This is a genomic window from Lysinibacillus agricola (assembly GCF_016638705.1).
Taxonomy (GTDB): domain Bacteria; phylum Bacillota; class Bacilli; order Bacillales_A; family Planococcaceae; genus Lysinibacillus; species Lysinibacillus agricola.
In genome coordinates this window covers 3,247,160-3,273,493 of sequence record NZ_CP067341.1, presented here as the reverse complement: position 1 = coordinate 3,273,493, position 26,334 = coordinate 3,247,160, and the positions used below count along the sequence as shown (strand labels likewise).

The 26,334-nt window shown below is 31.6% G+C and carries 36 protein-coding genes and 1 pseudogene; 35 read left to right on the top strand and 2 right to left on the bottom strand.

The features are described 5' to 3' along the window. Window positions 1–33: 33 nt before the first annotated feature. The 20 genes from FJQ98_RS15975 to FJQ98_RS15880 all read left to right on the top strand — a co-directional run bounded on the left by FJQ98_RS15975 (window position 34) and on the right by FJQ98_RS15880 (window position 15,103). Window positions 34–1,176, top strand: a complete 1,143-nt coding sequence (locus FJQ98_RS15975; RefSeq protein ID WP_053595782.1) for an AAA family ATPase — start codon at window positions 34–36, stop codon at window positions 1,174–1,176. A gap of 66 nt (window positions 1,177–1,242) precedes the next feature. Beyond that, on the top strand, window positions 1,243–1,923 hold the full coding sequence (locus FJQ98_RS15970; protein WP_053595783.1) for a hypothetical protein: 681 nt from the start codon (window positions 1,243–1,245) through the stop codon (window positions 1,921–1,923). A 10-nt stretch (window positions 1,924–1,933) separates the two neighbouring features. Next, complete coding sequence (locus FJQ98_RS15965; RefSeq protein ID WP_201406480.1) at window positions 1,934–3,388, top strand: hypothetical protein; 1,455 nt, start codon at window positions 1,934–1,936, stop codon at window positions 3,386–3,388. 26 nt (window positions 3,389–3,414) lie between these two features. Continuing rightward, complete coding sequence (locus FJQ98_RS15960) at window positions 3,415–4,452, top strand: hypothetical protein (protein WP_053595785.1); 1,038 nt, start codon at window positions 3,415–3,417, stop codon at window positions 4,450–4,452. Next, a complete protein-coding gene (locus FJQ98_RS15955) occupies window positions 4,453–6,126 on the top strand; it encodes a DHH family phosphoesterase (protein WP_053595786.1) in 1,674 nt (557 codons plus the stop codon). 13 nt (window positions 6,127–6,139) lie between these two features. Beyond that, complete coding sequence (dnaE, locus tag FJQ98_RS15950) at window positions 6,140–9,325, top strand: DNA polymerase III subunit alpha (protein WP_053595787.1); 3,186 nt, start codon at window positions 6,140–6,142, stop codon at window positions 9,323–9,325. 95 nt (window positions 9,326–9,420) lie between these two features. Continuing rightward, window positions 9,421–10,440 (top strand): hypothetical protein, encoded by a 1,020-nt coding sequence (locus FJQ98_RS15945; protein WP_053595788.1) that lies wholly within the window; start codon window positions 9,421–9,423, stop codon window positions 10,438–10,440. Between the two features lie 63 nt (window positions 10,441–10,503). Beyond that, on the top strand, window positions 10,504–10,743 hold the full coding sequence (locus FJQ98_RS15940) for a hypothetical protein (protein ID WP_053595789.1): 240 nt from the start codon (window positions 10,504–10,506) through the stop codon (window positions 10,741–10,743). A gap of 30 nt (window positions 10,744–10,773) precedes the next feature. Then, window positions 10,774–10,983, top strand: coding sequence for a hypothetical protein (locus FJQ98_RS15935; protein WP_201406479.1), 210 nt, complete (start codon window positions 10,774–10,776; stop codon window positions 10,981–10,983). Window positions 10,984–11,031: 48 nt separating this feature from the next. Then, entirely contained in the window at window positions 11,032–11,307 is a 276-nt protein-coding gene (locus tag FJQ98_RS15930) for a hypothetical protein (RefSeq protein WP_053595791.1), read from the top strand. Between the two features lie 135 nt (window positions 11,308–11,442). Beyond that, window positions 11,443–11,931: a hypothetical protein gene (locus FJQ98_RS15925; protein WP_053595792.1), complete on the top strand. Its 489-nt coding sequence runs from the start codon at window positions 11,443–11,445 to the stop codon at window positions 11,929–11,931. A 50-nt stretch (window positions 11,932–11,981) separates the two neighbouring features. Further along, window positions 11,982–12,161, top strand: a complete 180-nt coding sequence (locus FJQ98_RS15920) for a hypothetical protein (RefSeq protein WP_053595793.1) — start codon at window positions 11,982–11,984, stop codon at window positions 12,159–12,161. Window positions 12,162–12,198: 37 nt separating this feature from the next. Beyond that, entirely contained in the window at window positions 12,199–12,486 is a 288-nt protein-coding gene (locus FJQ98_RS15915) for a hypothetical protein (RefSeq protein WP_053595794.1), read from the top strand. Window positions 12,487–12,489: 3 nt separating this feature from the next. After that, window positions 12,490–12,636: a hypothetical protein gene (locus tag FJQ98_RS15910; RefSeq protein ID WP_198926909.1), complete on the top strand. Its 147-nt coding sequence runs from the start codon at window positions 12,490–12,492 to the stop codon at window positions 12,634–12,636. Between the two features lie 61 nt (window positions 12,637–12,697). Continuing rightward, window positions 12,698–12,934, top strand: coding sequence for a hypothetical protein (locus FJQ98_RS15905; RefSeq protein WP_053595795.1), 237 nt, complete (start codon window positions 12,698–12,700; stop codon window positions 12,932–12,934). Window positions 12,935–12,960: 26 nt separating this feature from the next. Beyond that, window positions 12,961–13,170: a hypothetical protein gene (locus FJQ98_RS15900; RefSeq protein WP_053595796.1), complete on the top strand. Its 210-nt coding sequence runs from the start codon at window positions 12,961–12,963 to the stop codon at window positions 13,168–13,170. Window positions 13,171–13,184: 14 nt separating this feature from the next. Beyond that, window positions 13,185–13,340, top strand: a complete 156-nt coding sequence (locus FJQ98_RS15895) for a hypothetical protein (protein WP_158003064.1) — start codon at window positions 13,185–13,187, stop codon at window positions 13,338–13,340. Window positions 13,341–13,377: 37 nt separating this feature from the next. Further along, window positions 13,378–13,857, top strand: coding sequence for a hypothetical protein (locus FJQ98_RS15890; RefSeq protein ID WP_053595797.1), 480 nt, complete (start codon window positions 13,378–13,380; stop codon window positions 13,855–13,857). Between the two features lie 127 nt (window positions 13,858–13,984). Then, entirely contained in the window at window positions 13,985–14,809 is an 825-nt protein-coding gene (locus FJQ98_RS15885) for a hypothetical protein (RefSeq protein WP_053595798.1), read from the top strand. 48 nt (window positions 14,810–14,857) lie between these two features. Further along, a complete protein-coding gene (locus FJQ98_RS15880) occupies window positions 14,858–15,103 on the top strand; it encodes a hypothetical protein (RefSeq protein ID WP_053595799.1) in 246 nt (81 codons plus the stop codon). A 260-nt stretch (window positions 15,104–15,363) separates the two neighbouring features. On the opposite strand, the pseudogene FJQ98_RS15875 reads toward FJQ98_RS15880, so the two are convergent. Continuing rightward, window positions 15,364–15,933: pseudogene (locus tag FJQ98_RS15875) on the bottom strand (IS30 family transposase); the annotation flags it as partial. A 94-nt stretch (window positions 15,934–16,027) separates the two neighbouring features. Next, a complete protein-coding gene (locus tag FJQ98_RS15870) occupies window positions 16,028–16,435 on the bottom strand; it encodes a helix-turn-helix domain-containing protein (protein WP_201406478.1) in 408 nt (135 codons plus the stop codon). Between the two features lie 136 nt (window positions 16,436–16,571). Between FJQ98_RS15870 and FJQ98_RS15865 the strand changes: the two genes are divergently transcribed. The 15 genes from FJQ98_RS15865 to FJQ98_RS15795 all read left to right on the top strand — a co-directional run bounded on the left by FJQ98_RS15865 (window position 16,572) and on the right by FJQ98_RS15795 (window position 26,317). After that, complete coding sequence (locus FJQ98_RS15865; RefSeq protein ID WP_053596772.1) at window positions 16,572–17,213, top strand: hypothetical protein; 642 nt, start codon at window positions 16,572–16,574, stop codon at window positions 17,211–17,213. A gap of 59 nt (window positions 17,214–17,272) precedes the next feature. After that, window positions 17,273–17,521: a hypothetical protein gene (locus tag FJQ98_RS15860; RefSeq protein WP_053596771.1), complete on the top strand. Its 249-nt coding sequence runs from the start codon at window positions 17,273–17,275 to the stop codon at window positions 17,519–17,521. 4 nt (window positions 17,522–17,525) lie between these two features. After that, window positions 17,526–17,960 carry a hypothetical protein gene (locus tag FJQ98_RS15855; RefSeq protein ID WP_053596770.1) on the top strand — a complete coding sequence of 145 codons (435 nt, stop codon included), beginning with the start codon at window positions 17,526–17,528 and terminating at the stop codon, window positions 17,958–17,960. Window positions 17,961–18,080: 120 nt separating this feature from the next. Beyond that, window positions 18,081–18,848, top strand: coding sequence for a 3D domain-containing protein (locus FJQ98_RS15850; protein WP_053596769.1), 768 nt, complete (start codon window positions 18,081–18,083; stop codon window positions 18,846–18,848). A gap of 224 nt (window positions 18,849–19,072) precedes the next feature. Next, the gene (locus tag FJQ98_RS15845; protein ID WP_143115052.1) at window positions 19,073–19,294 is read left to right on the top strand and encodes a hypothetical protein; all 222 of its coding nucleotides are present in this window, start codon (window positions 19,073–19,075) and stop codon (window positions 19,292–19,294) included. 331 nt (window positions 19,295–19,625) lie between these two features. Beyond that, window positions 19,626–19,904, top strand: a complete 279-nt coding sequence (locus FJQ98_RS15840; protein ID WP_053596767.1) for a hypothetical protein — start codon at window positions 19,626–19,628, stop codon at window positions 19,902–19,904. A 176-nt stretch (window positions 19,905–20,080) separates the two neighbouring features. Continuing rightward, window positions 20,081–20,416, top strand: coding sequence for a deoxynucleoside kinase (locus FJQ98_RS15835; RefSeq protein ID WP_158003093.1), 336 nt, complete (start codon window positions 20,081–20,083; stop codon window positions 20,414–20,416). Between the two features lie 53 nt (window positions 20,417–20,469). Further along, the gene (locus FJQ98_RS15830; RefSeq protein ID WP_053596765.1) at window positions 20,470–20,718 is read left to right on the top strand and encodes a glutaredoxin family protein; all 249 of its coding nucleotides are present in this window, start codon (window positions 20,470–20,472) and stop codon (window positions 20,716–20,718) included. 51 nt (window positions 20,719–20,769) lie between these two features. Further along, window positions 20,770–22,041 (top strand): ribonucleotide-diphosphate reductase subunit beta, encoded by a 1,272-nt coding sequence (locus tag FJQ98_RS15825; RefSeq protein WP_053596764.1) that lies wholly within the window; start codon window positions 20,770–20,772, stop codon window positions 22,039–22,041. A 73-nt stretch (window positions 22,042–22,114) separates the two neighbouring features. Continuing rightward, on the top strand, window positions 22,115–23,791 hold the full coding sequence (locus tag FJQ98_RS15820; protein ID WP_198926937.1) for a ribonucleoside-diphosphate reductase subunit alpha: 1,677 nt from the start codon (window positions 22,115–22,117) through the stop codon (window positions 23,789–23,791). A 35-nt stretch (window positions 23,792–23,826) separates the two neighbouring features. Then, on the top strand, window positions 23,827–24,327 hold the full coding sequence (locus tag FJQ98_RS15815) for a hypothetical protein (RefSeq protein WP_053596762.1): 501 nt from the start codon (window positions 23,827–23,829) through the stop codon (window positions 24,325–24,327). A 57-nt stretch (window positions 24,328–24,384) separates the two neighbouring features. Then, window positions 24,385–24,663 (top strand): hypothetical protein, encoded by a 279-nt coding sequence (locus tag FJQ98_RS15810; RefSeq protein WP_053596761.1) that lies wholly within the window; start codon window positions 24,385–24,387, stop codon window positions 24,661–24,663. A gap of 29 nt (window positions 24,664–24,692) precedes the next feature. Further along, window positions 24,693–25,046, top strand: coding sequence for a hypothetical protein (locus FJQ98_RS15805; RefSeq protein WP_053596760.1), 354 nt, complete (start codon window positions 24,693–24,695; stop codon window positions 25,044–25,046). A 71-nt stretch (window positions 25,047–25,117) separates the two neighbouring features. Continuing rightward, on the top strand, window positions 25,118–25,981 hold the full coding sequence (locus FJQ98_RS15800) for a thymidylate synthase (protein ID WP_075807337.1): 864 nt from the start codon (window positions 25,118–25,120) through the stop codon (window positions 25,979–25,981). A gap of 30 nt (window positions 25,982–26,011) precedes the next feature. Next, window positions 26,012–26,317 (top strand): hypothetical protein, encoded by a 306-nt coding sequence (locus tag FJQ98_RS15795; protein ID WP_053596759.1) that lies wholly within the window; start codon window positions 26,012–26,014, stop codon window positions 26,315–26,317. Window positions 26,318–26,334: the final 17 nt, after the last annotated feature.

The following is a 26,334-nucleotide window of genomic DNA, read 5'->3' as shown; positions in this document are numbered from 1 at the left end:
AAAATACATAATTAATAGGAGTGTAATTTATTCATGGCAAAAGCTAAACGTGGTAGTACAGTAAAAAAAGGTTTAAAGTTCTTTAATTTTGGTGAAGCAGGAACTTGGAAATCTACATTTGCATTAGACTTCATGAAGATGAAAGGCGAAAACGGAAAGCCGTTACGTGTATTATATATCGATTGTGAAGCAGGTAGTGTAGATAACTACCTTGAATCGCTTGAAGAGCAAGGTATTAACTTAGACAACCTTTTACTTGTTTATACAACATCTTATTCAGAGGTTGAAGAGTGGGCGCAAAAAGCCATGCAAGAGGAGACATTGTATATCGAAGATGATGAAGGAAATCTTGAAGAAGTATTCGATGCAGATGGAAATCCTTTCATTGCAGATGTAATTGTAGTAGATGGCATTACGGTAATTAGTGATAATGTAAAATTTGCTGCAATCAATGTATCAGAAAAACGTGCTAAGTTAAAAGCGAAATCTCAAGATAAAACAGCTACAGAGCAGTTTGTGGCTGAGTCCACTGCAGGATTAGAATTTAAAGACCACGACAAAATCAAAATGAAGGGTAAGAATTTGTTACGTAGCCTTATTACAGGAACAGATAAATATGTAGTAGTGACTTCTCGTGAGAAAACTAAAAAGCAAATGGTTGATGTTGATGGAAAAATGCAATTAGTTGAAGTTGGCAAAGTCCCTGATACATGGGATGGAGTAGAGTACGAGTTCTTTACAGTACTACGTCATTTCGAAGATGATATGGGACAAATTAAAGCACAAGTAATGCGTAAAGATAGAACACAAGTTTATGCTCAAAATGTTGTAATTGACGATCCTTCGCCTTTATTATGGCAAGATGTAATTGATAAAAACAAAGGTAAAAAATCGAATGTTGTAGGAAATAGTATGTCAGATTCTATCAAAAAAGATGAAGACTTATTATCTGAATCAATGACAAATAAAAAAGAAAAAGCGCAAGAAGAAGAAGCTCTTCCAGAAGTGGCTGTAGATAGTTTGCGTGACGAGATCGGAAAGTTAATTTCAGCATTAACTCCACTGAAAAAGAAATCGTTAGGTGCAAAAGTTAAGGCTTCTGGTTTGGATATTGACTTTAACCAAATTGAAGCTATTTCAGATTTAGAGAAATTCTTAAAATTAATTAAAGAATAATACATACAACATTAGGGGATTGAATTTTTTCTTTCCCCTTATTTTTTAAAATGAGGTGTAGCTATTATGAAGTACAAATGTCATTCATGTGATACAAAAAAGCTAAAAGAATTAAAATTGCAAGGATTAGATAAAGATAAACATGGAAAGTCAATTAGATTACAGTCAATCGACACTGAAAGAGATTCTTACTTAAAAATAAACGGAAGGTATTACCATGAGGAGTGTTTTAAAAATGAATTAACTAAGAAAGGCAAGATGAGTAAGGAGGAAATAGACGGCATGATTGTCGGTTATCAATTAGAACAACATAAAGACAAACAATTAGCTGAATCTAAAAATAGATTTTATGAATGGATCAAAGAACATTATCAAGTTACATTGCCTAATTATTATTGTATGAGGGTTGATAAGATCACACAAGGGAGAGACGACAAGGTTTACGGTTCGATTTCCTATGATGAGTTTTTAGAAATGTACTCTATGTTGATTAATTACCTAGCAAAGCAAACATTAAATAAGAAATTCAAAAACACTTCTCAGAGAATGAATTATGAATTAGCTATTGTTATTAGTAAATATGAAGATTATAAGAATTACAAAGAAAGATTAGAAGAAAAGAATCATCAAACAGTTGATATCAAGTCAAAAATCGACTCCTCTAATAAGTTCAATCAAGTAGTTGAAAAAGCCAGAAAGGATACTGACGATTTTAGAGTAGCAGATATTCACGATGAGTTGATCTAGGAGGAAGCAAATGGTTGAAAAAAGAAAAGATAATGACTACGCATCTGAAGCATTATTAGTTGGTTCATTATATAAAAACGTAGATTTATACATAGAATATGCGGATTTAATTAAATCAAAATACGATTTTCACGATGAAGAACTTCGTTATTTATACGATATGTTTGAGCTGTTTTATATGACGTTCTCACAAGAAATGAACGAGTCAAAATTCACTATCTTTATGAGTCAGGATAGCGAACGTGCAAAGAGATATAAAGATATAGGTGGTTGGCGAACAATCGAATATCAAATGAGCCTAGCAGACGATAAAGATATTGATAGGTATTTTGATACAGTGAAGAAGTATTCATTAATACGTGAATTCGCAAGAAAGAACTTCCCAACAGATAAAATGTTACAACATCCTAAGTTTCCCCAGATGAAAGCTGAAGATATTATCAGTACAATGCGTTATGCAGTAGATAATATTAATACTGTTATTGGTGGAGGAAAACAAGCAACACTATTAGGTAGTAAATTTAAAGATAAATTAGAGTCATGGAAACAGACTCCAGACATCGGGCATCCATTACCTTTCCCTAAGTGGGATGAGTACTTTAGAGGGTTACGTAAAAAGAAAGTATTGGTCGATGGTATGTTATCGAATGAAGGTAAAAGTAGACGTATGGCTAAGGTAGTAAACTTCATTGGGGTATTAAAGCGAGTTCCTATCTTAGTATTGGTTAATGAGCAAGATGAAGATGAGTGGTACGCAATGCAAGCATCTACAATTTGCAATAACTATGAGTTTAATTTTTTAAATACGAATCATGACAATAAAGAATCACTTACGAATATCACAGAGTCAGACATACTGAACGGTGTTTACGAGTCAGAGGAACAGTATCATTTGATTACAGAAATTGTAGGAGAATGGATTAAAGAAAACACAAGGGTTTATTTCTTAGAGCTTAATCAGTATTCAGATGAAGACTTACAACGTGAAATTAAAAAGCACGTATTAGGATTAGGTGTAGAAGTAATTTATTACGATACTTTAAAAGGCTTTAAGGGCGATCAATGGGAGACAGTTAAGCAGACAACAACAATGATTAAAAATGTTTGTGGAGAAATGAATGTCGCAGGATACTGTACAATTCAATTAACTGATGAGACTCATAATATCGATATCTTTGATTTGAATTCAAATAATATTGCCAATGCTAAACAGCTATATCACGTAGTCGATCATATGATTTTGGAGAAACGGTTGAATCCTAATGATTATCATAAGTACAGAATTACTAACGAATGGGGTACATACAGATTGGATAAAAATAAAACGTACTATGGTCAAAAAATAGCAAAGAATCGTGGTACAGGTAAGGGAACTGTCTTAGTTACAGAGGTGAATTTAGATAGGAATACATGGTATGAAGTAGGATTTCTAACTAAGGTATTTAAACCGAAGAACGATAAATAACTTTATATGTAATTGAGGTGAATACTTTGGATGCTTTAGATTTAAAAGAAAGGATTATTGATGATGATAAAGTTAGATTAATCCTAGAAGAATTAGGTATGCATTCAATAGAATCAAACAGTAGGTACTATTCTTGTGGTATGCCTGACGGAGACAATCAAAACTCGACTATTATATATAGGGATAATTTAAATGTTGATGCATATACAAGAAACATAAAAGACGCTTACGGTAATAGCGATATCATTTCATTAGTATCATATGTAAATGAAGCTTATTTCTCCGATAGCTTAAAGTGGATATGTGATGTTTGTGGTTATGATTATTATGAAAAACAAAAGCCAAAATCAAAATTAGCAACATGGGCTAGAGATATGATGCGGATAAAAAATAGAGAAAAAGAATCTGTTGACGAACACCTTGAACCTATAGATGAAGAAATCCTTAATTATTACGGTCTTTATGTGACTGATTTATTTAAAAATGATGGAATAGGTTATCATACACAAGAGGAATTTGAGTTGGGTTACGATATAGAGTCAAACATGATCGCCATGCCAATTCGAGATGAATTAGGGAATTTAGTGGGAATTAAAGGAAGATTGAATAGTGAAGTTGTTAAACCGCACGAAAATAAGTACATATATCTGCATCCTTGCGCTAAGACAAAAATCTTGTATGGTCTAGACAAGGCAAAACATAACATATTAAAACAAAAAGAAGTGATAGTACTAGAGGCTGAAAAGAGCGTTCAACAACTTTGGGATAAAGGAGTAAAGAATGCGGTTGCTATTGGTGGTCATAAATTATCAAAAACACAAGTGAAAAAGTTGACTTTGTTAGGTGTGAGAATTGTAATTGCATACGACAAAGGTGTAGAGATAGGTAGGGATGGACTCGTAGATAAAAACTTCTATACTAATGAATTTGATAAATTTATGAAGAATCAAGAGTTGTATTGCATCTATGATACAAAAGGTTTACTTAAAGATAAGGAAAGCCCTAGTGATAATTTTGATAACTGGAACAAGCTTTATGAAACGAAAAGAAAGGTGAGAGGTTGATTGTTTAAATACGAACTAATCGGAGACAATGACTATATATTTGATATTATTGGTACTCTTTCACAAAACAGAGATGTTTCAAACCTTAATGATTATCTTGATTTAGATAAATCAGTTACTCAGGATTGGAAAATATTAAAGAATATACATAATGTTAAAAATGCAATTGCTAAACATATTGATAATGGTTCAAAAATACATATAGTTGTAGACTCAGATGCTGATGGTTATACAAGTGCATCAATATTGTATCAATATTTAAAATTACAAAACGAAGAATTAGACATTGCTTATCACATTCACGACAAAAAAACACATGGCATTGCAAATGTAAGTGATGGCTTAGAAATAGATTTATTATTAATTCCAGATGCTTCATCAAATGAAGAAAAAGAACATAAACGGTTTTATGATAAAGGCATAGATGTTGTAGTAATTGATCACCATGAAATAGATTGTGAAGAAAGTAAGTACGCAGCAATCGTTAATCCATATTTAAATAATGAAGGCAATATGTCATTAAGTGGTGCAGGGATGGTATACAAAGTATGCCAAGCATTAGATGAACACTACGATACCGATTTTGCCGATTATTTCTTAGACTTAGTGGCAGTAGGAAATGTTGCAGATATGATGTCATTGAAAGAATTAGAGACACGTTACTTAATTAATGAAGGTTTACTAAATATAAATAATTCATTTCTACAAGCATTAATAACCAAACAAGAATACTCAATGAAGAGTAAATTAAATCCAACTACTATTGGTTTCTATATTGCGCCTCTCATTAATGCTGTTACTAGGATAGGAACTATTGAAGAAAGAGAAGACATGTTTAAGGCGTTTATCGAGTATAAAGAGCTAGTTGAATATACTCCTAGAGGAAAAGATAAGTCAGAGTTAGTTCCTTTTGTAAGTGACTTTGCCAGACAATGTGTAAACATAAAGTCACGACAAGACAGAATGAAAAATAAGATGGTAGAAGCTATTATTGAAAAAGCATCAGTGAATGACGAAGATAAGGTTTTATTCCTAAAGGACATGAATATTGATAATGGATCAAAAGGTTTGATAGCTAACCAACTAGCAAGTAAATTTATGAAGCCGATTATTATTGTTGACTACAATAGCAAAGAGGGTTTGTATACTGGTAGTGGGAGAAGTTATGGTGGATTTGATGAGTTAAGGGATATCTTAAACGATAGCGAACACATTGAATACGCTAAGGGTCATGGATCAGCATTTGGATTAGGAATCAGTAAGGAAAATATTGAAGGTATTACAACGCATCTAAATGACCTGATGTCTAAAGTTGATTTTAGTAAGAAGTATAAAGTTGATTTTTTAATACCTTTAAAATCAATGAACTCATCTGTTATCGAAGAAATTAGTGAGCTTTCTCCTGTATGGGGAAAAGATTTATCTGAGCCAAAGATAGTAATTAATGATTTTAAATTAAATGATGTAAACTTAGAAATCATTGGTTCTAAATTAGATACGATTCAAATGCAACGTGGAAATATTACGTACATAATGTTTAAACAGAATGAAGAAGCTATTTTAAATATAAAAAATGCAAAAGAAATTGAAATAGTTGGAACTTGTAGTATTAATAAATATAAGGGAATCAAGCAATATCAATTTATTATTGATGATATAAATATTATTAAGTAATGGAGGTTATAACTTGGACAACTATACTGTTTACCACCTTCATAGTGATGTATCTAATTTAACCGCAGGTACAGGAGCAGACAGTATAACTAAATTTACTGATTACCTTGATAAAGCTCAAGAGTTAGGAATGCATTCAATTGCCTTTTCTGAGCATGGAAGTGTAATGAATTGGGTAAAGAAGAAGCAAGAGGTAGAAAAGCGTGGATTAAAATATATTCATGCCAATGAAATTTATTTAACTAAGGGGATAGGAGTAGAAGAAGTAAAAGGAAAAGACAAATTAATCCTTCAACGTGATAATTATCATTTTATGACTATTGCTAAGAACTATGAAGGAGTAAAAGAATTAAATGAATTAACTTCAAGGTCTTTTAACCGAGAAGATGGTCACTTTTATTACAATCCACGTTTAACATTTGATGACTTAAAGAACACATCAGACAATATCATTATGACATCTGCATGTTTGGCTTCTCCAATTTGGCGGTTATATAACAATGCATATGAAGTTATAGGTGGTAACAAGGTAATTAAAGACGATAGTTTACATATTGAATACGAAGAGTTGATGCAATGGTTTATCCAAAATAAACATAGAATGTTTTTTGAGGTTCAATATCATACACATCCAGAGCAAGTTAAGTTTAATCAAATGTTATCATACCTATCAAAAGAGACAGGGATTCCATTGATTGCAGGAACAGATACACATTGTTTGAATAATATTCATGCAAAAGGTCGTGAAACACTTCTTAAAGCTAAAGGTGCTAGTTATGGTGATGAAGATCAATTTGATTTAACAATGAAATCATTTGATGAATTAGTAGAAATGTTTGAAGTTCAGGGTGCTTTATCACGTAATGAGTATTTAGAGGCTATTGAAAATACAAATGTAATGTCAAATATGATAGATGGTTTTGAATTAGATAGAAAACCCAAGTACCCTAAGTTGTATGAAAATCCAATTGAGGTATTTAAAAGTAAGATAAACGAAGGTTTCATAAAACGTGGATTTAATAAGCTGCCAAAAGAAGAAAGAAAAGTTTACTTAGACCGTGTGCATGAAGAATTTGATACATATGAAAAGCTAGATGCAGTTGACTACATGTTGCTGCAAACTAACATTATTGAGTGGTGTCACGAAAATGACATTTATCAAGGATACGGACGTGGTTCTGTAAATGGCTCACTTATTGCTTATCTGTTAGGTGTTACTGAGATGGATAGCGTCAAGCATAACTTAAACTTTTTCCGTTTCTTAAATCCAGATCGAGTTTCAATGCCAGATATAGATGTTGATTTTGAGCCATCTCGTAGACAAGACGTAATTGATTACTTGGCATCAATTAAAGGAATTGATTTTGCAGAAATTATCACATTTAATACAATTGCAACTAAAGGAGCTATTCGAGATGTATCTCGTGCCTTAAATATTCCTTTAAATGAAGTAGATGAAATATCAAAAGCTGTAGATAACAACACATTGGACAGATATAGAAGTAAATACAAAGAACTATTTGAATTTGTCGATCTATTAGAAGGTACTATAGTTTCTATGGGTAGTCATCCTTCAGGATTTGTAGTTTCTCCTATTGACCTTAATAGTCATATATCAACAATCTACACTAAGGAAAGTAATTATAAAGTAACTTCAATCAACATGAAGGAATTAGATGGTCAATCATATGTAAAACTAGATATATTGGGTCTAGATAATATCGAGATAATAAACGAGACTTGTAAATTAGCTAATATTGAACGGCTTACACCAGATAATATAGATGTAAACGATATGAATGTTTGGAGATCGCTTCGTGACTCTACGCTTGGTGTGTTCCAATTTGAATCTGATACTGCGTTTGATTATGTACAACAGTTGTTTAGTGATAAGACACTCTCAAATATAAAGAGTGATATTGGAGAGATTGACTATATCAGCTTGTTAAGTTTAGCTAATGGTGCGATCAGACCTGCAGGCGATTCTTACAGAAGTAAATTGTCTAATGGTATTACGAATGATAACGGGCATGTATCTTTAAACGAATTTCTTAAATCAAACTTAGGCTATTTAGTTTTCCAAGAAGATATTATGCGGTTCTTAACTGACTTCTGCAATCACTCTGGTTCTGAATCTGACAGTGTAAGACGAGGGTTAAGTAAGAAAGAGGGGACAGAACAGTTCTTACCCAAAATTAGAGAAGGATTTATAGAAATAATGACAACTCAGTATGGGGAAACAGTTGAAAAGTCAGAAGAAATACTTCAGAGCTTCTTAAAGGTAATTGAGGATGCTTCAGATTATGGATTTTCTCTAAACCATTCGCAACCATATTCATTTATTGGTTATGTGTGCGCATACTTAAGATATCATTATCCACATGAATTCATTACAACAATATTAAATGTACGAGAAGATAAGATGGATAAGAGTGCAAAAGTAATTGCTTATGCTAAACAAAAAGGAATAAAAATTAAGCCAATCAAGTTTGGCAAATCTAAGTCTAAATATGAGTATAGTAGCAGTGATAAATCTATATATAAAGGGTTAAAATCAATTAAATTCATTAATGATAATATATCTGAAGAGCTATTTGAATTAGCACAATCTAAGAAGCATACGGATTTTCTAGAATTACTTATTGATATAACAGAAAATACATCAGTTAACACTAGGCAGCTCAATATTCTTATTCGATTAGGATTCTTTAGTGATTTTGGCAATAGTCGATATTTAGAGCTAATTGCAGAAAAATTTAATGATCGATATAAAAAAAATCATAAAGATAATACGAAAGCCAAACGAATTCAAGAGGTTCAGGAGTTTATCTCAACTCTAATTGATATCAATGACTACTCAATTAATGAAAAAATAATGTTTGAAGTAGAGGTATTGGGATACCCACAGAGTACAGATGATTCTTATGATAAATCGTTTGCTGTAATTACTGATGTAGAAACTAGGTATTCTCCTACCATAAAGTTATATATTGTAAACAATGGCAGTGAAGTAGAAGTTAAAATTAATAAAAAATTGTTTACAGACAACAAGGGTAAAGCGCTATTAATTAAAGGTGACTTAATCAAGGTGTTAAAAGTTGATCGTAGACCTAAACAACAGTTAATAGGAGGTAAATGGATACCGACTGATATAATGCAGAATTGGTTGTCGGCATGGGAGTTAACTAAGAAGGCTTAAACATTTATATTACAAAATACATAATTTTGATAAAAATTAAATATTATTAAATGTAAAAAAGGAAGTGGGTTATTCTGCAAACAAAACACGTTGTGATGTTCTCAACAGGAGCAGGAAGTGCATGGTTAACTAAGTATGTAGTAGACAAGTATGGTAAGGAAAATACGATCATCTTAATTACAGACACTAAATGGGAAGATGAAGACAATTACCGTTTCATGAAAGAAGTTGCTGATTACATTGGAATAGAAATTACTGAGAAATCAGATGGACGTACTCCAGAGGATATATTTAGAAAGGATTTGTATTTTGGAAACTTCGGAACAGCTCCATGTAGTAAAGAGTTGAAGATGAAGCAAACATTTTTATACATACAAGAATTAATTGAACAGGGTATTTTACCAATCTTATATTTTGGCATTGATTATAAAGAAGCTAGACGTGCTCCTAGGTTGGCTTATAACTATAAACATAATGTAGACGTGTTTGAGGATGGAGTAGAGTTACGTTTCCCTCTGATAGCTGAAATTGATGGTGAACCAGTAAATGGCAAACAATTAATACATAATAGAGATTTTCTAAATTCTGATAAAATGCCTAAAGTATACAATAAGGAAATTTATGAATCATTAGAATCCCAAGGAGCTACTATTTGTACTGCTAATCCGAAGCACGAAATCGAGAATAATTGGGGAATTAAATTACCAAGAATGTATAGTGCTGTTGAAGAAGCTGCTAAAGATAAGAGTAATATGAAAGCAAATGAACTTTTAGAAAAAGGAGTCAAAGGTTTTTCTCATGCAAATTGTGGAGGAATTTGTGTTAAGGGAGGTATGGGGCATTACTCTGTATTATATGCTGTTTGGGAAGATCGGTATTTAAAAATGGAAAAGTTAGAGCGAGAAATCAATGATGCCCAAATTGCAAAGAATGGTAGACGTTATACAATTTTAAGTAAGTTGATTCCTACTGGTGAGCTTGATGAGAAAGGTAAAGAGAAGAAAAAGAAAGTACCTTATTCATTAGAAGAATATCGATTAGAAGTTTTAGAAGGAGATATTAACTCAAACGTAGAGGTAGAAGAAAATACGATAGCATGTGAGTGCGTATTCTAATCAAGAAAATACATAATTTGATTTAAATAAAAGAAACCTATTATGAAAAGGAGAAGGTGTAATATGAATAATGAAGTTGAATTAATTAAAGTAAATACAGATGACTATGAAGTTTTATATGCAAATGGAAAGTTAGTATTTGAAGAAGATTCTTTAAATTTATCAGAAGTGATTAATTACTTGGTTAATAAACATATCGTTAAGTATGTTACATATTACATAAAACAAAATAAATTAGCTGAAGTTTATAATTGGAGCTTTCCAAACGATTTTAATGAGTTTGATGTTAGTCATTTGAAATAAAAGGAGTATATCGTTGAAGGGATTGATGTTGTGGAAACTAAAGAATCTATGATTCAAAGTATTTTAGATAATAATTTCAACAATGACGGATTTACGGTAGAAGGAATCATAAGAGTGCTACCTAGACGTTATGATAGATATGGACGAATGTATGGTTGGGATGACGAGAATTTTTATATCAGAGCATTCATTTACATAAGGCATATTAAAGGATTTAAAGAGTATTTGAAGGATAAGTAGTATCAAATAGAAGGAACATAAAATAAATATAATAGGAGACATGATAGTATGATTAAAATTGATACAAGTGGAATGGATGACCTTATAAAAAAGTTAGATAATGCTCAAAAGCACATTAGTTTTACTATGGGAGAAATGTTAATTGACACATTAGGACATCATGTATTCAATGAATTTGAACTCAAATGTAATACGAATAATATTGAATTTGAAAGCGACGAGTTTATTTCAGAATTAGATAACGTAGTTAAAGTTAATACTAATTACGCTAACTGGGAGGAACTTCGTAGTGACTATATGTTTAAACGTCTTGGTTTGAAATAAATAGATGAAAGTTTGTGAAATCTGACACCTTGTAAACCTTGTTATATCAACATTCTTGATTCGATTTCACAAACTTTCTTTAAATAATATTCATCTTTTATTTAAATAAATATATAAAATTAGGAGGATCAATTTATGAAAGAAGTATATGTTGTTACTTATGGAACTTATTCGGATTATGGGATTGACTGTATATTTACAGATTTAGAAAAGGCAAATAAATATGTGAAGTTGCAAAATAATGGAGGAAGTGATGATTATAGAATCGAAACATATCCGTTAGATCAAGTTGTGATTGACTCAGTTAAAATAATTAAAGTTTACGCAGAAAAAGAATTAAATAATGATGATTATAAATTTAAATATGAAATTGTTGATGTTATAAATGAAGACTTTAACATCAATCGTACTCGGGTTAGTGTCAAGGATTACAGTCATAAGAAAAGTTCTAATATTACATTACGTAGGAAATTTAAAGGTGACGAAATAGGAATTGTAAATAAATATAAAAAAGTAGTAGAAGATTACTTCTTTAAGATTGAATCTAATTGGGACATATATAAAAGTTATGAAGGTGAAGAATCAATATCTGCAGACTTAGAAAAAGATATTAATATTATTTAAATAATAAATACACGCATATTATTTAAAGTTAAAGAAAAAGGAGTCATTTTATGAAATTTAAAGAATTACTAAATCTAGTGAGTGCTTCTGAAACGATTGTAGTTGAGGGCACTAATAACCTTTACAATACTACATATAATGATCTTGATTATGATGAAATATTAAGGAATGCTGATGTTAAAGGTATTTATGTGAACAAAGAAGGAATTTTAACAATTAGCTTTCAATAAAATCACACTATTATTATAAGAATGGAGAGATCAACCAATGAATAAAGAGTATGAATATAATATCGAACTAGAAAATGGGAAGTATAATATGGTTTTAACTAATGATTACAAGGTTCAATACTTACGAGGAGGAGATATTTGGGTAGAAGACCCTCCTGCGCCTAAAATGTTGATATCCTTTATGGACAAATTTGAACAATTAGAGAATCAGTTAATAGAAGCTAAAAATTTATTGGACTATGCGCAAGATGTCCTTAGCAATGTACATATGGATGACAGCGAAGTATATCAAGAAATTAGTGACTTTCTAAATAAAGGAGAATGATTCATGACAAAAGAAATGATTACAATTGCTAAAGAAGAGTATGATTCCTTATTGGAGTCATCTGAATTTCTATCTTGCTTAGAAGCCTGTGGAGTGGATAATTGGGGTGGATACAGTGATGCTTATGAAATGATGAATAACGAGGATTAATAAGTATTCTATAAAAGATTAGTATTATAAAAACAAATACATAAAAGGAGATTTATTAATCATGGAGCAATTCATCATTGTATCTGGAGAAGTAGGAGACTGGGAAGGACTATATTTTAAAGGTAAATTGTTTAAAGAAAGTCATCGTATCACTACTTATGACATCATGAATCTATTGAAAGACCATTACAAAGAGTTAGATGGTACTTTTGGTAAGTATACAATTAATCAGGACTACTTAGAGACTAATGGATTATTACCTAGCAATTTTAAAGATATCAATAAGAATATGCTTTAATAAATATATAAATGGAGTTGAGTCTTATGCAGGATGGGAAAACAGTAACCGAACAAAATGTGTGGGAACATTACAAAAGGGTGGAAGCAGAAAACTTTCACCTAAAGAAACAACTTGTCAATAAGAATAGACAAATTAACCAGCTTAAGCGTGTGATTAGTCAATGGAAAAGTAAGTATGAAAAACTTATGGAGAATCGTAAGCCTAAGTACAAAAATACAATCAGAAGAAAGTAAGGAGATGGATATTAATGGATAGTGTAAAAGTTAGTATTAGATGTGAGACAGGGATTTTCAATCGTAATGAAGTGGATATGAATCAATATCTAGAATTAGTAAATGAAGATGTAAGTGTTTTACTACCAGAGAATCAATTCATTGGTGTTAAGGTTACGGTTGAAAAATAAGATAGGTGGCAACTTACGCCAGAGGAGAATAATTAATATGAAAAATTTCTTAATGAATGTAATGGACTTAAAAGTTTTTGATGAGAAAGGTAAATTTATCACAAAGTTAGATACTGCTACAAAAGGTGAATTAGTACATAGTGATCAAGCATCATATTTCGCAATTAACATTTCGGATTTTAATATTGATATGATAAAAGCCATTGGAGAAGTTGAAAATACTGAATCATTATCTGATTTCGAAAAAGAATTAGCTCCTAAGTCAACTAAGATTAAATTTAAACCATTGTATCGCAATGAAAATGAGAAGAAGTTTAAGTTGGTTGCTGAAGGTGAGTTATATAATAGCTCTGGAGACGTTTCTCATGACTTTAAAGTGATTATTAATGAGTCAGTATTGATGTCTGGATTAGAATTTGAATTTAGTAATGTCGATATCAGTGAATATACACATGTATTTGCTATTCGTGTAGATGATAATGGAAATAGCTTTGAATTAGAATTGATTGAAAAATAAGTAGTAAATATAGTAGGAATATGGTGGAAATATCACTTTATTATCATATTCCTACTATAGAATTTAGATAAAATGACAATATTATTTAAATAATAAAAATACATAAACAGAATGGAGAAATTAATGTATGACGATTTTACAAAACGCTTATAATGCCTATTTATCTAAGAAGTACGAGAAAGAGATTAATGAGTTTAAAGACTACGCTTTGAATAAATTAGACAAATCGATCACAAATACAGAAAATAATTTATTACGTTACGTCACTAATGATCATTACGGTTACGATAAAATTCAAAGCGAGAAAGAAACTTTAAAAACATTACAGAAATTAAAAAGCTGCGTATCAGGAAATATATTGTCATTAAATATTAATTACGGAGAGTATCCAGTATATATCACATATGAGTTAGAAGAAAAGTACAATAAATTGAACGGCTTGATTGTAAAAGGTGAAACAGTGCAATTTGATGAAAATAAGTATAAATGGGATTTGACTAATACCAACGCAGCAACAGACATTATCAATAAACACTTTGAAGAAGTGAAAAATATTATTGATGAACAAACAAACGATCTTGCTGAAATTAAAGATGATAACAAGAATAACTTAAATGGTGACATTGATTTAAAAGCTTATATTCAAGAACGTAAAGATGAGCATATGAAGATGATTGAGGAAGAAAAGAATAAGCAACAAGAAATACATGATAAGCTTATGAAAAATATTAAATTTACAATGGATTATTGGGAGAAATACTATAAAGATAAGCTGAGTGAAATTGATAGTAATTTCAATATCTCAGTATCAATAAATGAACTGTCGCAAGGAACGAAATTGGCTCTCAAAATCATCAAACCCGAAGCCTTAGGTTTAAGTAATGAAGAAGCAAAAATGTTTGCAGATATTATTGTGGATAAAATTAAGAAGAATAAGGGTGGATTGTATTAAATAATATTTTGATTTTATAAAACACATAAATCGAAGGGAAATAAAATAATGGTAAATGAAAAGTCATGGAAAGAGTTTAGAGAGTCTGGACTATTTTGGTGGATTAACATGCTACTACACACCTTCGGATGGGCTATAGTTATGGAATTTGAAGACGAAGAAATTAAACGAGTTTATCCTGCTAGAGTAAAGTTTAGAGGCTTTGACGAGGATTCAAATACAGACGGCTACATTAAAGTTAGTGAGTATATGAAGGAAAATGTAGAACAGTTAGCTAAAGAGGCTAAAGAGTAACTAGTAATATTTTAAAATACATAAAATTAAAAAGGCCTAAATTGCAATTACAAGTTGAACACTTTTTTTTAAAAACACCCCAGAGGTTCCTTTGTCTTCTGTTTGTCGGTCGGCGTAGTCCGTTCAACCTGTGTTGGCTAGATCTGCAAGGCGGTTTCCCTTGTGGATCTAGCCAGTACAGGTTAGGATCTGTAGCTGACTGATGAACAGGAGACTTTCTGTTGGAGGGAGGCTCAGGGGTGCGGGGTGTCCCCGCGGTCTTAAGAGACGAGTTTCTGAAGTTCCTCTTCAAACAGTTCATTTGGTGTCTTGTAGGCAAAGATTTTTCTTGGTAGGTTGTTCATTGCCCTCTCAATCATACGAATTTGCGTCCGGCTATAATCCTCAATCGCATGTCCTTTAGGGATGAAACGACGGATGATTCCGTTGTGGTTTTCATTTGTTCCACGTTCCCACGAAGAGTATGGATGAGTGAAATAGATATTTATCCTATCACCAAACATTTCTGACAACCTAGCGAATTCAGAACCATTATCTGCGGTGATTGATTTAAAGACCGCAGATGTGTATTCACCGAATTCTTCGAGGACTGAAGAGAGTGCGTAGTTAACTGAGTCGGCATCTTTCCCGTCCATCTTTACGATGAATTCACGACGCGTTTTGCGTTCAATCAAAGTTAATAGTACATCATCTTCTTTATCCTTGCGCCCTACGACGGAGTCAATTTCAAAATGACCGAATTCTTCACGAGATTCAACGCTATCAGGACGTTCTTCAATACTTTTACCGAGAACTGTCTTATTTGGGCGTTGCGTTTTCTTAACCTTTTTGGTATTTCGACGTACCTTTAGAGAAGGTCACTGTTTCGAGTTTTTCAGAAGACCCAGCTCGATATAATGATAAAGGGTCTTTGTTGAGATCATTTCATCCGGAGAAAAACAACCCTTTGAGCTTCATAAGACCAACAATCGCATCTGGAGATAGGGTCCTTGTGCGATCAAGTAATAGTTCGTCAACAAATGCCAAGAATGCCTTCACACGCCCAAACTTCAACGGTTTACGAGAACGAGCCACATTTCGATCTGTTACAGCTTGACCTGTTTCAGCAAGATATTGCGTTGTGTAGATATGTTTTCCATTGATTTTTTTTACTTGAGTGGTCGTGCCACGAGCAAGTTCATTGTAGATTGTCCCGCGCGAAACCTTGAGTTTTCGCGCAAGTTCGCTCTTATTTGTAATTCCGGCATTCAAATAGCCTTGAAGTTCTCCACGTTGAAACTGTGTAAGGCGTGGTTTCTTATTCGTTATTTTTATGTTATTCTGTTCTAGCATCGTATTCGAAATCCCTTCTTATTGATTGGTGTAGGAACCTCAATAATACACGATTTCGCGTACGATGTTTTTATTTTTCTAAAGTGTTCAACTTGATTCTACTATTCGCCAAAATTAAAAAGGATGGTAATTTATAATGAAAAACATTTTAGTAATTGCAGAAAATTCGAAAGTGATTCAAGAAGTGATAAATCAAGTGAAATTGAATGTACCTCGTGAAAAATTATATCAAGTCAGTAGCAGTAGATATGAAGCAGAAATAACTGGGGCAGACTTCAAACTTAGAGTTGTTTTAAAAGATAGCAAGAATGACGAGTTTGCTTATGATGAGATTTATGAATATACATTTAATTCATTATTAGAAGTACAACTGTTTGGAGCAGTAAAAGCATTGGTAAAGAGATTATCGCCTGAAGAATCTCCAATAACTATTATTGGACAATTCATCTCTAAATTTGAAAGTGAAAATCCTGTTAAGGTTAAAAAAGAATTTAATATTTCCTCTATTCCATTACAATTACTAACGAAAGTAGACACTGGAACTACGAATAAGGAAATTGATTATATTTTATCAACAATTAGAAGTATCAACAATGAGGGTTTCTATATAACAAGTAAAGAAGGATCAGAACTGTCTCGTATAGAAAGTTTACTTGAAGATAGAATCAAAGAAAGCTTAAAAGATGGAGATTATAAAACATTGGAAAGTAGTGTTCGATTATTACAACGGATCAAGGATGCTTACCGTAAGGTTAAATTATCTTGCAGCATCGGATAATCACCTTAAATAAAAACCATTTATTATTTAAGATAATACATAAAATAAGGAGTGGTTTTATGAAATATAATAAAAAATGGAATATATTTTGGGTAATTATTTTTGCAAGTTGTACTGTAACCGTACCTATTGAGTTGTTTAATGTATTTATTAAAGGTGAAAATATTCCAAGATACGAATTTGCAATATATGGGATAACTTTTTTCTTCTCTGCAATAGGATTACTCTTTGGAGAATTAGAAAAGTATTATCACAATAAAACTATTCGTTTACAGAAAGAAATTGAAACATTGGACGATAAGGAGTGATTATATGACAATAATGAACATTTTAACAGCAGATGATCTGTCTTATGTAAAAGTAGAAATTAAGAACGTTTCAGTAAAGTATTATACATATGATGAAAATATTTCAGAGCAACTATATTCACGCTTTAAGTCGGATACACCTTCAAAGGTTATCTTCGGTTCAGATAATGAGTATACGCAATCATTTATAAAGCAACTTTATAATAATGGGTTTTATCTATCTGAAAATGGTGATGTAATTAAAATTGAGGATAGAAAAGTATGCTACAACACTTTAGAACAAGCAATTGAAGACGAATTAGGATGCTTTACATTAGAGATTAATGATGAATATGATGCTGAAAATACTCAAAATGTGTTATTGAAAAGTGGATATATCATTTCATCTAAAGTTGTAGATGGTAAATCACATATTACAATTTATGACAAGGTAAAGTAGATAATAAAAAAATACATAAAACGAAAGGTAGGGAGTTTATTTCTGCAAGAGAAGCGCACAATATTTGATTGTCGTTAAGAGCTTCAAATGAGACAAGTTTTGTAGAGAATAAGCGAACAAATGAACAAACTAACTAAATCTTTAAAAGTACCAACTATTATCACATGTACAATAGCATGGGCTTGGTTTTTATCACATGATATAGAAGATGATAATAAAGGAGGTACATCAGAATCATCAAATGCTATTAAACGTATGGAGGAAATTAAAAAGAATTCAATCGTTTATCAAGTTGAATCATTCCATAAGGAATATGAGCGTTTGAAAGAGGAGGAAAGAAAAAAGTTAGAGGAGTTAGAACGTCAACGCTTAGAGAAATTAGAACAAGAAAGACAGGTTAAACTTGAACAAGAACGATTGGCTAGGATTGAAAGGGAAAGACAATTAGCTGAAGCCAAGAGAATAGAAGAAGCTAAAAAAGCTGAACAAGTACGAGTAGCGCAAGTAGAGGTAAGAAAGAAACAGCAACAGATAGAGACAGGAAAACAACAACAGATTATTAGTAGAGGCAGTAGTGAAAATGCAAATAGCAAATCTTATTATGATGTAACCTTCTATACAGCAGGAGTGGAATCGACAGGAAAGGCTAGAGGTGACAAAGATTACGGCTTAACCGCAAGTGGAACTACAGTTTATGAAGGACGAACAGCTGCATGTCCCAAGTCAATTCCATTTGGAACTAAAATACATATTGAAGGATTTGGATATAGAGTGTGTGAAGATCGAGGTGGAGCAATTGTAAACGGACATTTAGACGTTTATGTAGACTCATTGTCTAAAGCAAGAAATTTAGGCAGACAAAAACTATTAGTTACAGTTTTAAATTAAAATAATACATAATAATTGAGTGGAGATTGATATTTCTTTCTCTGCTCAATTCTAAAGAAGGTGACAAGATGACATTTAGAAATAAGATAAAGTGGAATAAGCGAATTAGAAAGTTTAAATAGAAAATTAGAGATATGGTACTTAAAAAGCCATTTTATAAATACCTATACCATCATATTAAAGATGAATTTACCTATAACAATAAGACAGCAATTAGGTATTACATGAATGCAAATACTCTACGAGATGAATCATTTAAATATGAGTTAGAACTATACCATAAGATTTACTGTAGTGTATTTGAGATCAAATATTTAGAATGGTTATTCTTATATACAAAAGACTACATTTCAAATAAAATAAGAAAGTATCCAGATTTACAATTCATTTACGGTGAAGATGAATATGGATTATACTTTGAAGTAAGTTATACAGATGGTTATTAAAATTAAATAATAAAATACATAAAAATACTTGTAATTCGGAAATGTGATGTTATAATTAGATTATAAATAAGTAAAGGAGATGAGAGTATGAAGATCAGCGATTCAACATTAGAATATTATGGTTGCAAATTTGTTAATAGCAAGGTACGCGAGAAGGAAGGAATTACATTTGAAGAGTACCTTAAGCGAGAGCTAGGTGATTGAATTGGAAGACATTAAATAATTTGAAAAAGACTTAACATTTGTAAGGAACTTTTTAGAAAAGTTACCTAGAGAAGTAGCAAGCTTATCAAAAGTAATTAGTTGTAAGGATAGAGAACAAGAAGATTTATTGCATCACATTGAATTTGTTAAATTACCTGCAAATCAAGGATATACAGCATATCGAAAATTACATATTGTTCGTAACGAACGAAGACAAGCTAAGAATTTATATGAAATAGTAAAATTGACAAATGATTTGACTAAAGATAAGGTATCAGTTTCAACTTTAAGTACTGCTTTGGGTGAAGTAAGAAAGATAATTAATAGCAGCTCAAATAAGAAATATAAACCTAGAGAATTAAGTGATTTAAATTATGGAAACAATAATACATATAAAAATACATAATGATTGTGGTGGTAATTATAAATTATATTGTAGTTGGTACAGATTGTAGTGGAAAGACTAGTTTAGTTGAAATGTTATCTGACATTACAGAGTTTAAAGTAATGAAAGGATCAAGTTTTTCTCACTCGCAGTGTACTCAAGATGAACTGTTTAATAAGTTTTTAGAGTTTACTAAGATGGATAATGTAATATTTGATAGGTTCACTTTTTGCAATGAAGTTTACGCAGAAATGTATGACGATTTTGCAATGTTATCAGATGAACAACGAAGATACATAGAAAAAGAAATGAAAAATAAAGCAACAATCATCTATTTATATGCTGATGATGAAGTATTAGAGCAACGATTCAATTATCGCGGTGATGATTATGTAACATTAGATAAATTGAAATATGCTAAAGGTAAGTATGAGCAATCGTTAAGTAAAGTTAAAGATTTAGAAGTAGTACGATTTGATACAGGTAAGATGACAACTAAGGAAATTGTTGAGCATATTCTACTTACCTATTAATAAAATAAATACATAAATAATAAAAATATTGAATATGGAAAGAGGATGGTATTTTGAAAAATAAGTTAACATTAATTAAACGTTCAACACCAATGTGTCCAGATTGCAATAAAATGCAAATCATCTTAGAAGGAGAGGGCATTCCATTCGATACAATAGACATTGCTAAAGATGCAGAGGCGATTGAGAAGTATGGTTTATCAAGCGTACCAGTAATCCTAATAGACAGTGATGAAGGACAAGTAAAACTAAATGGAATTCAGCCAATTGAAGTTATCAAAGAACTCCTTGAAGAAGAATAAAAATTTCAATTAAAGTGAATCAATCAGATACATAAACAAGGAGGAAATAATTTGGCATTATCAAAAACAATTAAGAAGAGAGATAACTCAATAGTCGAATTTAAACTAGAGAAGGTTACTAATGCAATTAGCAAAGCAGGGAGGGAAACAGGAGAGTTTGACAGTGAAGAGTCAGAGGCACTTGCTCAAGATGTATTAGAAGCATTGAGTAAATCAAATGATGGAGAAAATGAATTGTCAGTTGAATATGTGCAAGATATTGTAGAAATGATTCTTCTTAATTCCGAGTATAAAATAACAGCTAAAGCGTATATCCTTTACCGTGAAAAGCGATCACAGGAACGAAAACCTGATATTTTCAAACAACGATTAAACTTGAAGCCATATGAGTATCCTCAGTTAAATGCATATAAAGAGGCTGTACAACATTCATATTGGCTACATACTGAATTTAATTACACATCAGATATTCACGATTATAAGGTTAATATTAGTGATAAAGAACGAAACGTAATCAAAAATGCAATGTTGGCAATTTCTCAAGTAGAAGTAGCTGTAAAAAACTTCTGGGGAGATTTACATAATCGAATGCCTAAACCTGAAGTTGGTGCTGTTGGAGCTATATTTGGAGAATCTGAAGTAAGACATAGTGACGCTTATTCACATCTACTTGAAATTCTAGGTTTAAATAGTGAGTTCGAACGAATTCAAGATATTCCTGCATTAGCGAATCGAGTAAATAGTCTAACACAAGCAGTTAAATATACTAAATCAGAAAGCAATAAAGATTTTACATTATCTTTAATCTTATTCTCACTGTTCATTGAGCATGTATCCCTGTTCTCTCAATTCCTAGTTATTATGTCCTTTAATAAGCATAAAAACATGTTTAAAGGTATGTCTAATGCAATCGAGGCAACGTCGAAAGAAGAACAATTGCATGGATTGTTCGGAATTGAGTTAGTAGATATTATTCGAAATGAAAATCCAAAATGGTTCAATGAAGATATGACAGCTAAAGTTTATGAAGCTTGTAAGAAAACATTCGAATCAGAGATGAAGGTAATCGATTGGATTTACGAAGATGGAGATTTAGACTTCTTACCTAAGAACGTCGTTAAAGAATTCATTAAAAATAGATTAAATAACTCGTTGAAGAGTACTGGCTTTGAACCGTTGTTCGATGTAGACATGGAATTAGTAGAACAAACTGACTGGTTTGATGATGAAATTATCGGAACTAAACATGTAGATTTCTTTGATAAACGCTCAGTAAACTATACAAAGCGTACTAGAAGTATTACAAGTTCAGATTTATTCTGATATAAGCGTAATTCATAACCTAAGCATGTTGTAAAACTGCTAATATACTTTTACTTAATAAGGGGAAATGTTAATGTCATTTAAATGGTTAAACGAAAATAGTAGAAAATTTTTAGAGGGCGGATACTTACCCGAAGGTGTAACTCCTGAGCAACGATTGAAAGACATTTCAAAACATGCAGAGAAAATTTTAGGAATTAAAGGGTTTTCCGATAAATTCTATGACTATTTATCTAAAGGTTACTATTCGCTTTCATCTCCAGTGTGGTCTAACTTTGGAACATCAAAAGGCTTAAGTATTAGCTGTTTCGGAAGTAATATCGATGATAATATGGCTAACATTTTATATACACACGGAGAAGTAGGAATGATGAGTAAATTTGGTGGAGGTACTTCTGGTTACTTTGGGAATCTCCGACATCGAGGTGCTGCTATCTCTGATAATGGCGAATCTTCAGGATCAGTTCACTTTATGAAGATGTTTGAAACTCTAATTGACGTTGCCAGTCAAGGAAATATTCGCAGAGGAGCATTTTCTCCATATTTACCTATTGAACACCATGATAGCGAGGAATTTTTAAAAATTGGATCAGAAGGAGATCCTATTCAAAAATTAACTCATGGAGTAACTGCTACTGATAAGTGGATGAAAGAAATGATTGCAGGGGATACTGAAAAACGTTCACTATGGGCTAAGGTTATCCAGAGTCGCGTTGAAAAAGGCTATCCATATATTTTCTTTACAGATACAGTAAATAACCATACAGTAGATGTATATAGAGATAAAGGCTTAAGAATCAATCACTCGAATCTATGTTCAGAAATTAGCTTACCAAATAATGATAATTGGTCATTCGTATGTTGCTTATCTTCCATGAATCTACTATATTTTGATGAATGGAAAGATACTGACGCAGTCGAAACAATGACTTATTTCTTAGATGCAGTCATTTCAGAATTTATTAGTGACTTAGAGGTAATGCGAGACTCAGAAGATGCTGAAAAACGTAATGCATTTACATATATGGAGAGAGCATATAACTTTGCTAAAGATAACAGAGCCTTAGGACTTGGTACACTTGGTTATCATTCATATTTACAATCTAACATGATTCCATTTGAAAGTGTTGAAGCATCTCAATTGAATGTTCGTATTGCTCGTATTTTACAAAAGAAATCACTGAAAGCTTCAAAAGAATTAGCTAAATTATTTGGAGAGCCAGAAATTTTGAAAGGTTATGGTCGTCGCAACTCTACGCTATTAGCGATTGCACCCACTACAAGTTCAGCGTTTATCTTGGGACAAGTAAGTCAGTCGATTGAGCCTGTATGGTCTAATATTTATGTAAAAGATGTAGCAAAAGCAAAGGTGACTATTCGTAATCCGTACTTAAAGAAAGTCTTAGAGTCTTACAATAAAGATGACCGAGAAACATGGATTAGTATTCGAAACAATGATGGTTCGGTACAACATTTGAATTTCTTATCTGACCATGAAAAAGAAGTATTTAAGACGTTTAGTGAAATTGACCAGTATGTAGTTTTAGAACAAGCTGCATTACGTCAACAGTATATCGATCAAAGTCAATCATTGAATATCATGGTTAATCCAAAAATGTCAGCTAAGGAAATCAATGATTTACACATTTTCGCATGGAAAAATAAAATTAAAACTTTATATTACCAACATAGTACAAATGCTGCACAACAATTTAGTAAAGATAAATTATGTACTGCTTGTGAAGCGTAGTTTAATAAATACATAAACAAAGGAGAAGTTACAATATGAATTCAAACGACACGTTATTTTTCGCAAAGGTTAAAGAAGATGCAGTTATCCCAACAAAACGAAAGGAAGATGGATGTTATGACATCTATGTATTATTCAATGAAGATGAAGTAGTAATTAAGCCACATGAAATTGTTACATTTAATACAGGAATCGCAACAGCAGTAAGCTACAAATACCGACTAGACTTTAAACGTGAACGTGGTTCAACAGGATCAATTGGTTTAGTACCTCGATGCGGTCAGGTTGATAGTGGTTATCGAGGAGAAGTATTCCTGAAGCTACAAAATACAACTAATAAAAATATTGTAATTTCTAAGTTAGTAGAAGATAAAGTTGAAACTGATACAGAAGTTAAATATCCAATTACTAAAGCAGTATGCCAAATGGCAGTTGAAATTGTTCCAGAAGTTAAAGAAGAGGTAATTACTTATGAGGAATTGTTGAGCATTCCATCTGAACGAGGTACGGGTGCATTAGGTAGTAGTGGAAAGTGATAAATAACCTTCAATAAATCATGGATACTATTTAAACTTGAAAAAGGAGTTAATACTATGGGATATGAGTTTACTCATTCAGAAGAAAACACGATTAAAAGTATTGCAGTAAAACTAATTGATTCAACTAAAAATGACACTGACCTAAATCTAACAGATGAAGAATTGCTCATGGTTCGTAAGATGGCTATATTACATCAAACAGATGATAGTTTGCTAGTGAATACATGGACGAAAGCCAATTCAAACATGAATGAAGATGAGGCAAAATATACATTAGATTTAATGTTGAGTAATATGAAATGGAAATATTTTGATGCAAGTAAATTGAAATAAAAAATACATAATTAAAGGAGTATGATCTTATGATGAAATCACGTAAAGAACGCAAGTTAGAAGCTAAGCAAAACGGAGTACAATTTGTACCTCAATATAATGGAAATGGTGCAGTATCATTTGAGGATTTTTATGGATTAGGTAATGAGCGATTTAATAATAAATTTGTAAAGTTTGATAAGAAAGTTGAAGAAAAGATTGCAGATGAATTTATTGATTCTTATAAAGAACATGTTCAAGAACGTCTAGTTGAGATTGATAAAACTGACTCAAATAATAACAATGAAGGAAAGATTGAAGTAGATGAAACTGAATTAGTAGTAGAGCAACCTAAAAAGAAGGGTAAGTTTAAAAAAGTTATGAAGAAGCTTTTTAATAAATAAAATACATAACTTAATATGGGAGTGGATTTATTTCTGCTCTCATTAATTTTTATACATAAGGAGAGTTTAGGTTGACAGAATTAAATAAAGCAGAAAAGTATCTGATTGAAAACTTAACTAGATTGGCTAATGAAGGATGTATGGATGATAATCCTAGACCAAAATGGAAAGATGGAACTCCTGCATATAGCGCATTTATCAGTCCAGTATTTGAAACATATGATATTTCAAAAGGTGAGACTCCTATTACAGAATTACGTCCAATTGCAATTAAAAGTGCCATTAGGGAAATTGAATGGATTTATAAGGAGCAAAGTAACGATTTGAAGCTTCTACGTGACAATTACAATATTAACTGGTGGAATGATTTTGATATCGGAGACGATTCAATCGGTATTAGATATGGTGCAACTGTAAAGAAACATGACTTAATGAACAATTTATTAGACGGTTTAATGAATAACAAGTTTGGTCGTAGACATATCTTATCAATGTGGCAGAATGAGGATTTTAAGGAATCAGATGGCTTGAACCCATGTTGCTACCAAACTATGTTTACAGTAAGAAAAGTAAAAGATGATTTCTTTTTAGATATGACATTAACATCTCGTAGCAGTGATTACCTAACAGCAGGACACATAAATAGGATGCAATATTTAGCGTTTCAAATGATGATAGCTAAACACACTTCAATGAAAGTTGGTAAGTTTAATATGCTAACTCAAAACCTCCATGTCTACGACAATCACTCTGATAACGCTATAGAAATGTTAAAGCGAGTAGAAGAATTAAAATCTAGAGAAGTTCAATCTCAACCTAAGTTAATTCTAAATGTCCATGACGGTACTAATTTTTATGACATTTCAGAAAAGGATTTTGAGTTGATTGATTATAACCCAATCTTGCCACAACTTAAATTTGAATTAGCTGTGTGATTATACAAACAAAAAAGGAAGTAGTGTTAATTGATAATTAATGAATGGACAGTCAATTCTTACTTATGGACAGTTGTAGTAGCAGTTTTATTATTAATGATAATAATTCCAGTGAGTGTTTATTTTAAAAATTATACTAATTCAAAAATAAATATATGCATAGGTATAGGAATATTAGTTTTTGCAGTAATAGTGTCTTCATTGTCAACAAAAGAAAAACATATCTACTACAATTACAAAGACTACAGTGAGGTAGAGCAATTAGAATCTGATGGATGGGAAGTGGTTACTGTATATGATAACAAGAAAATAATTCATGCCAAGAAAGGTAAATAAAAAAAGTGAGATGCCTA

Bases quoted from the DNA above. Each gene is read 5' to 3' on its own strand.
- FJQ98_RS15905 (WP_053595795.1), top strand. From the start codon at position 12,698: ATGGAGCAATTCATCATTGTATCTGGAGAAGTAGGAGACTGGGAAGGA.
- FJQ98_RS15810 (WP_053596761.1), top strand. From the start codon at position 24,385: ATGGGATATGAGTTTACTCATTCAGAAGAAAACACGATTAAAAGTATT.
- FJQ98_RS15890 (WP_053595797.1), top strand. From the start codon at position 13,378: ATGAAAAATTTCTTAATGAATGTAATGGACTTAAAAGTTTTTGATGAG.
- FJQ98_RS15860 (WP_053596771.1), top strand. From the start codon at position 17,273: ATGAAATATAATAAAAAATGGAATATATTTTGGGTAATTATTTTTGCA.
- FJQ98_RS15975 (WP_053595782.1), top strand. From the start codon at position 34: ATGGCAAAAGCTAAACGTGGTAGTACAGTAAAAAAAGGTTTAAAGTTC.
- FJQ98_RS15940 (WP_053595789.1), top strand. From the start codon at position 10,504: ATGAATAATGAAGTTGAATTAATTAAAGTAAATACAGATGACTATGAA.
- FJQ98_RS15970 (WP_053595783.1), top strand. From the start codon at position 1,243: ATGAAGTACAAATGTCATTCATGTGATACAAAAAAGCTAAAAGAATTA.
- FJQ98_RS15865 (WP_053596772.1), top strand. From the start codon at position 16,572: ATGAAAAACATTTTAGTAATTGCAGAAAATTCGAAAGTGATTCAAGAA.
- FJQ98_RS15965 (WP_201406480.1), top strand. From the start codon at position 1,934: ATGGTTGAAAAAAGAAAAGATAATGACTACGCATCTGAAGCATTATTA.
- FJQ98_RS15910 (WP_198926909.1), top strand. From the start codon at position 12,490: ATGACAAAAGAAATGATTACAATTGCTAAAGAAGAGTATGATTCCTTA.
- FJQ98_RS15900 (WP_053595796.1), top strand. From the start codon at position 12,961: ATGCAGGATGGGAAAACAGTAACCGAACAAAATGTGTGGGAACATTAC.
- FJQ98_RS15930 (WP_053595791.1), top strand. From the start codon at position 11,032: ATGATTAAAATTGATACAAGTGGAATGGATGACCTTATAAAAAAGTTA.
- FJQ98_RS15805 (WP_053596760.1), top strand. From the start codon at position 24,693: ATGATGAAATCACGTAAAGAACGCAAGTTAGAAGCTAAGCAAAACGGA.
- FJQ98_RS15835 (WP_158003093.1), top strand. From the start codon at position 20,081: ATGGATAATGTAATATTTGATAGGTTCACTTTTTGCAATGAAGTTTAC.
- FJQ98_RS15870 (WP_201406478.1), bottom strand. From the start codon at position 16,435: ATGCTAGAACAGAATAACATAAAAATAACGAATAAGAAACCACGCCTT.
- FJQ98_RS15845 (WP_143115052.1), top strand. From the start codon at position 19,073: ATGAATGCAAATACTCTACGAGATGAATCATTTAAATATGAGTTAGAA.
- FJQ98_RS15895 (WP_158003064.1), top strand. From the start codon at position 13,185: ATGGATAGTGTAAAAGTTAGTATTAGATGTGAGACAGGGATTTTCAAT.
- FJQ98_RS15915 (WP_053595794.1), top strand. From the start codon at position 12,199: ATGAATAAAGAGTATGAATATAATATCGAACTAGAAAATGGGAAGTAT.
- FJQ98_RS15925 (WP_053595792.1), top strand. From the start codon at position 11,443: ATGAAAGAAGTATATGTTGTTACTTATGGAACTTATTCGGATTATGGG.
- FJQ98_RS15850 (WP_053596769.1), top strand. From the start codon at position 18,081: ATGAACAAACTAACTAAATCTTTAAAAGTACCAACTATTATCACATGT.
- FJQ98_RS15815 (WP_053596762.1), top strand. From the start codon at position 23,827: ATGAATTCAAACGACACGTTATTTTTCGCAAAGGTTAAAGAAGATGCA.
- FJQ98_RS15885 (WP_053595798.1), top strand. From the start codon at position 13,985: ATGACGATTTTACAAAACGCTTATAATGCCTATTTATCTAAGAAGTAC.
- FJQ98_RS15855 (WP_053596770.1), top strand. From the start codon at position 17,526: ATGACAATAATGAACATTTTAACAGCAGATGATCTGTCTTATGTAAAA.
- FJQ98_RS15920 (WP_053595793.1), top strand. From the start codon at position 11,982: ATGAAATTTAAAGAATTACTAAATCTAGTGAGTGCTTCTGAAACGATT.
- FJQ98_RS15820 (WP_198926937.1), top strand. From the start codon at position 22,115: ATGTCATTTAAATGGTTAAACGAAAATAGTAGAAAATTTTTAGAGGGC.
- FJQ98_RS15880 (WP_053595799.1), top strand. From the start codon at position 14,858: ATGGTAAATGAAAAGTCATGGAAAGAGTTTAGAGAGTCTGGACTATTT.
- FJQ98_RS15945 (WP_053595788.1), top strand. From the start codon at position 9,421: ATGTTCTCAACAGGAGCAGGAAGTGCATGGTTAACTAAGTATGTAGTA.